The sequence below is a fragment of the Prochlorococcus marinus genome (assembly GCF_001180245.1).
GTDB lineage: Bacteria > Cyanobacteriota > Cyanobacteriia > PCC-6307 > Cyanobiaceae > Prochlorococcus_A > Prochlorococcus_A marinus_F.
In genome coordinates this window covers 1-217 of record NZ_CVSV01000062.1, presented here as the reverse complement: position 1 = coordinate 217, position 217 = coordinate 1, and the positions used below count along the sequence as shown (strand labels likewise).

Genomic DNA, 217 nt, shown 5'->3' with positions numbered 1-217 from the left:
TGGAATTGGATTTCCATTGGCATCTTTCGCGTAAACTTTTTGTCTTCCATTTTCTTCTTTTGTTATCCATGAGTTTTTACCAATATGTAATTCTCCATTTGCTTTTTTGGTAATTAATGGTTCTCCATCAATTGCAAGTCCCTCTGATGTAATGTCAATATCATTTTCATCTGTTCCGATCTGGATAGTGCCATCAGCATTTTTAGTAATAACAGCA

At 34.1% G+C, this 217-nt stretch carries 1 protein-coding gene; it reads right to left on the bottom strand.

All coding sequences use genetic code 11. The features are described 5' to 3' along the window. Positions 1-217, bottom strand: a 217-nt coding sequence (locus tag AMO19_RS08440; protein WP_179850484.1) for a hypothetical protein, incomplete at both ends; no start/stop codon positions are given.